The sequence below is a fragment of the Flavicella sp. genome, from assembly GCF_029238425.1.
GTDB lineage: Bacteria > Bacteroidota > Bacteroidia > Flavobacteriales > Flavobacteriaceae > Flavicella.
This window is the reverse complement of sequence record NZ_JAQWGB010000142.1, coordinates 1-4,361: the sequence shown is the minus strand read 5'-3', so window position 1 is coordinate 4,361 and position 4,361 is coordinate 1. Positions and strand designations below refer to the sequence as shown.

At 34.6% G+C, this 4,361-nt stretch carries 5 protein-coding genes; 4 read left to right on the top strand and 1 reads right to left on the bottom strand.

Annotation, left to right across the window (positions count from 1 at the left end; translation table 11 throughout):
- From P8H68_RS10370 to P8H68_RS10355, 4 genes are all read left to right on the top strand, one after another.
- Positions 1–1,056: nucleoid-associated protein (locus P8H68_RS10370; protein ID WP_300324551.1), on the top strand; the 1,056-nt coding region annotated here is incomplete at its 5' end.
- A 19-nt stretch (positions 1,057–1,075) separates the two neighbouring features.
- The gene (gene dut / locus P8H68_RS10365) at positions 1,076–1,507 is read left to right on the top strand and encodes a dUTP diphosphatase (RefSeq protein ID WP_300324548.1); all 432 of its coding nucleotides are present in this window, start codon (positions 1,076–1,078) and stop codon (positions 1,505–1,507) included.
- 54 nt (positions 1,508–1,561) lie between these two features.
- Entirely contained in the window at positions 1,562–2,929 is a 1,368-nt protein-coding gene (locus tag P8H68_RS10360; RefSeq protein ID WP_300324545.1) for a serine hydrolase, read from the top strand.
- 117 nt (positions 2,930–3,046) lie between these two features.
- Positions 3,047–3,835: a PhzF family phenazine biosynthesis protein gene (locus tag P8H68_RS10355; protein ID WP_300324542.1), complete on the top strand. Its 789-nt coding sequence runs from the start codon at positions 3,047–3,049 to the stop codon at positions 3,833–3,835.
- Between the two features lie 48 nt (positions 3,836–3,883).
- Here P8H68_RS10355 and P8H68_RS10350 read toward each other — a convergent pair.
- Positions 3,884–4,361 (bottom strand): SufD family Fe-S cluster assembly protein (locus tag P8H68_RS10350; protein ID WP_300324539.1); only part of this gene is annotated, 478 nt, incomplete at its 5' end.

Sequence of the window (4,361 nt, the reverse complement as noted above, 5' to 3'; positions counted from 1 at the left end):
ATGATTCAAACCGAAGAAACTTTTATAAGTCAAACCATACTTCATAAAATAGGAAATAAGAATACGGAAATTGACAATGTATACTCAGAAAATCTTTTGAATACCGAGGACGAAGAACTATACAAACTGCTTTTTTCAATGAGCTTAAAGCCCTTTGGCAGAATCAATGAATTCTTCAATTTTAAACATGCTACACATCTTTCAATGAACGAAATGTTTACGTATTGTTCTGAAACTTTTTCTGACCCTAACACATTCATAGATAACAGCAAGCACATCGCAAAGCATCTATTTGAACAATCTTCTTATCCTCAAATAAAAACCGGAGACTTAATCGTTTCTTACTTTTCTGATATTTTTATAAAAGGTGAGTTGGTTGATGCAATCGGCGTTTTAAAAATAGAAAAAAGAACTCCTTTTTTTCAAACTTATAAAGAAGGAAAAGAAATAACTTTAGGAATTGACAAAGGAATCAACCCTGGAAAATTAGACAAAGGATGTTTGATTTTAAATACTGAAAAGGAAAATGGTTTCACTGTATTGACTATTGATAACAACAACTATGACGCTGCTTATTGGAAGCAACATTTTTTAGGAATTGATTTTGCGGATGACGATAATGCACAAACAAAGCATTTTCTTGACATGTGTAAATCTTTTTCAACTACCGTGGTGCAAGAACAGCATGGAAAGCAAGAACAAGCAGATTTTTTAAGCACTACTTTGGGCTATTTTGCTGAAAAAGATATTGCCAACCCTAAAGAATTTGAGGAACAAGTATTTGAACACAACGACAGCATTAGAAACGCTTTTATTGAGTACAAAGAATTATTTGAAGAAAAGAAACAAATTGACTTTTGGGATGAATTTGAGGTATCCAATTCTGTATTCGAATCTCAGAAGAAAAAAATAAAAAGTGACATAAAACTGGATACACATATCCAAATAAAATTAGATCTTGAAAATCCAAGTTCTTCTAAAGAATTTCTTGAAAAAGGTTTCGACGAAGAAAAACAAATGCATTTTTACAAGGTATATTTTAACTCAGAACTATAAAAAACACAACCTAAATCATATGGAAATTCAAATCATAAATAAATCTAAACACGCTTTACCACATTACGAAACACTGGCATCTGCTGGTATGGATTTAAAAGCAAACATCGACGAAGCAATCGTTTTAAAACCTTTGGAAAGAGCCATCATAAAAACAGGTCTTTTTATTGCGCTACCGGTAGGTACAGAAGCTCAAGTAAGACCAAGAAGTGGATTGGCTGCTAAAAAAGGAATCACGGTTCTAAACAGTCCAGGTACGGTAGACGCAGATTACAGAGGGGAAATAGGTGTGATTTTAGTAAATTTATCCAATGAAGATTTTACAATTCAAGACGGAGAGCGCATTGCACAATTAGTAATTGCCAAACACGAGAGAGCTGAATGGGTTTCTGTAAACGAACTAGATGAAACAGAACGTGGTGCCGGTGGATTTGGTAGTACAGGTGTATAACAAACCTATCAATCAAAATAATTTATCTAAATTAGAGTTCACAAAACCCTAACTATGAAAATTTTTAAAATCGTAAGTCTTCTTCTTATAATTGTTATAGCAATTGTAGTATACACCCAGTACCCTAAATTGAATATTATCGCGGGTTACGCTTCTAAAAACATGAGCTCAAATATATTTCATGCAGAGAGAAGTCTGGAACATATTCATACTACGGACAACAACGTACCATCCATCAAGATTGCAAAAACAACAGTCGACCACGATTCAAAAATTACGACCTCTAGCGTTTTAGGAATTCTCTCTAGAAAAACCCTTTTTAGAGAAGGGTTAGGTGCTGTTGTGATTGATAGCGATTTTGACATCAAGCAAAAATTTTTAATCCCAAAAAGAACTACGAACCAAAGCAAACTTCCCTATCCATATGGAACCGGAGAACCTGTTGATTCGATATTTTCTAACATCAATTATAAAAAATTAGAGATCGCCATTGACAGTGCCTTTAACGAAGACAGTGAAGAGTTCTTAAAAAACACTAGATCTGTTCTTGTACTATACAAAGATCAAATTATTGCCGAACGATACGCAGCTCCATTTGACAAAAACACGGAGTTTTTAGGTTGGTCTATGGCCAAAAGTTTACTTGCTACGGTTATGGGAACTCTTGAATTAAAACAAGACTTCGACATACAGCAATCCCTTGTAGAATTTATGGATTTAAAGGCATGGGAAAAGGATGAGCGAAAGAAAATAACCACGGCTCATTTATTAAAAATGACAAGTGGATTAGCATGGGAAGAAGATTACACAAAAATTTCTGACGTGACAAAAATGCTCTTTTTAGAAAGAGACATGACCAAAACGCAAGCCTTAAAAGAACTAGAATACGAACCAGGAACGCACTTTAACTACTCCTCAGGAACTACAAATCTAATCTCAGGAGTTCTTAGAAGTCAGTTTAAAACACAACAAGAATATCTTGATTTCCCATACACTCAATTGATTGATAAAATAGGCATGAATTCCATGCTTTTTGAAACAGATATGGAAGGAAATTATGTTGGTTCCTCTTATGCATGGGCAACAGCAAGAGATTGGGCCAAATTAGGCTTGCTATACCTGCACAAAGGAAACTGGAATGGCACACAAATATTTAAAGAATCTTGGGCGGATTATACAGCTTTGCCTACAAAAGAATCTAAAAATGAATATGGCGCTCAATTTTGGACGAATACAGATGGTTATATGCCGGATGCACCCAAAGACATGTACTATGCTGATGGATATCATGGACAGCGTATTTTTATCATTCCTTCTAAAGATGTGGTTATTGTTAGGACTGGACTTACGCATACCAAAAGAACCGGATCTTATGACATCATGAATTCTTTGGTAAGAGACGTTCTGGGCTCTATTGAATAAAAAACAAAATTTTTCTTGCTACTCATAACACAAAGGTTCACTTAGTGAATAGCAATTACTCTATGATTTATTGAAAAACCAATCTACTTCATTACATTTGAAATAAAATGTAAGACTATGAAAACCACACTTTACCAAATAGATGCTTTTACTGAAAACAAATTTGGTGGAAACCCTGCTGCTGTTTGTATTTTAAACAATTGGATTGACGATTCTTTAATGCTATCCATAGCTGCTGAAAACAACTTGTCTGAAACTGCATTCGCGGTAAAAATTAATGATCTCTACGAAATCCGTTGGTTTACTCCAACGGTCGAAATTGATTTATGCGGACATGCAACTTTGGCTACCGCTTTTGTATTGTTTCATTATTTCGACATTCAAGGGAATCTAATTGCCTTCAATTCTCATAGAAGTGGCAACCTCAGCGTGCAAAAAATATCAAAAGGAGAGTTGGTATTGAACTTTCCTAAAAATGACATTTTCAAAGCTAAAACAAACAATACACTAAACAAAGCACTGGGTAACACTCCTCAAGAAACTTTCAAAACGAGTTTCGACTATCTGCTAGTCTATAACTCTCAAACAGAAATTGAGAATTTAACTCCAGACTTTTCAGGCTTAGCAAAAATTAACACCAGAGGAGTCATTGTGACAGCACCTGGTGATACGGTAGATTTTGTATCAAGATTTTTCGCACCAGCATCTGGCATTGACGAAGACCCTGTAACAGGATCAGCTCACTGTGCGTTAACACCATTCTGGAAAGAAAAACTTGACAAAGACATCCTGCAAGCGAAACAGGTTTCCAAAAGAGGTGGAGACCTAACCTGCAAGCTCGAAGGAGATCGAGTTCACATTGCAGGAAAATGTATTTTATATATGATCGGAGAAATTTATATATAAAAAAAGCCGACTTTTTTAAGTCGGCTTTTTTTATATTAAATCAATTGATTACAAATCGAATCCGATTTTTACATCTAATTTTTCTGCAATAATTGCATTGATTCTAGTTTTCAATTCTGGAATCTTTACATCTTTTAATGCATCATTTGAGAAGGCATACATCAATAAAGCTTTCGCTTCTTTTTTAGGAATACCACGTTGCTGCATGTAAAACAATGCGCTTTCATCCAATTGTCCAATGGTACAACCATGAGAACACTTTACATCATCTGCAAAAATCTCTAATTGAGGTTTAGAATTTATAGATGCTTTATCTCCAACAATTACATTATTATTTTGTTGATAAGCATTGATTTTTTGAGCTGCTTGCTCTACAATCACCTTACCGTTAAAAACTCCTGTAGAGCTCTCATCGTAAATTCCTTTATACATTTCATGAGATTCACAATTTGGAGCCTTATGCTCTACCAAAGTATGATTGTCTACATGTTGTTTTCCGTTCAAAATAGAAATACCATTCATATGA

Bases quoted from the DNA above. Each gene is read 5' to 3' on its own strand.
- P8H68_RS10355 (WP_300324542.1), top strand. From the start codon at position 3,047: ATGAAAACCACACTTTACCAAATAGATGCTTTTACTGAAAACAAATTT.
- P8H68_RS10360 (WP_300324545.1), top strand. From the start codon at position 1,562: ATGAAAATTTTTAAAATCGTAAGTCTTCTTCTTATAATTGTTATAGCA.
- dut (WP_300324548.1), top strand. From the start codon at position 1,076: ATGGAAATTCAAATCATAAATAAATCTAAACACGCTTTACCACATTAC.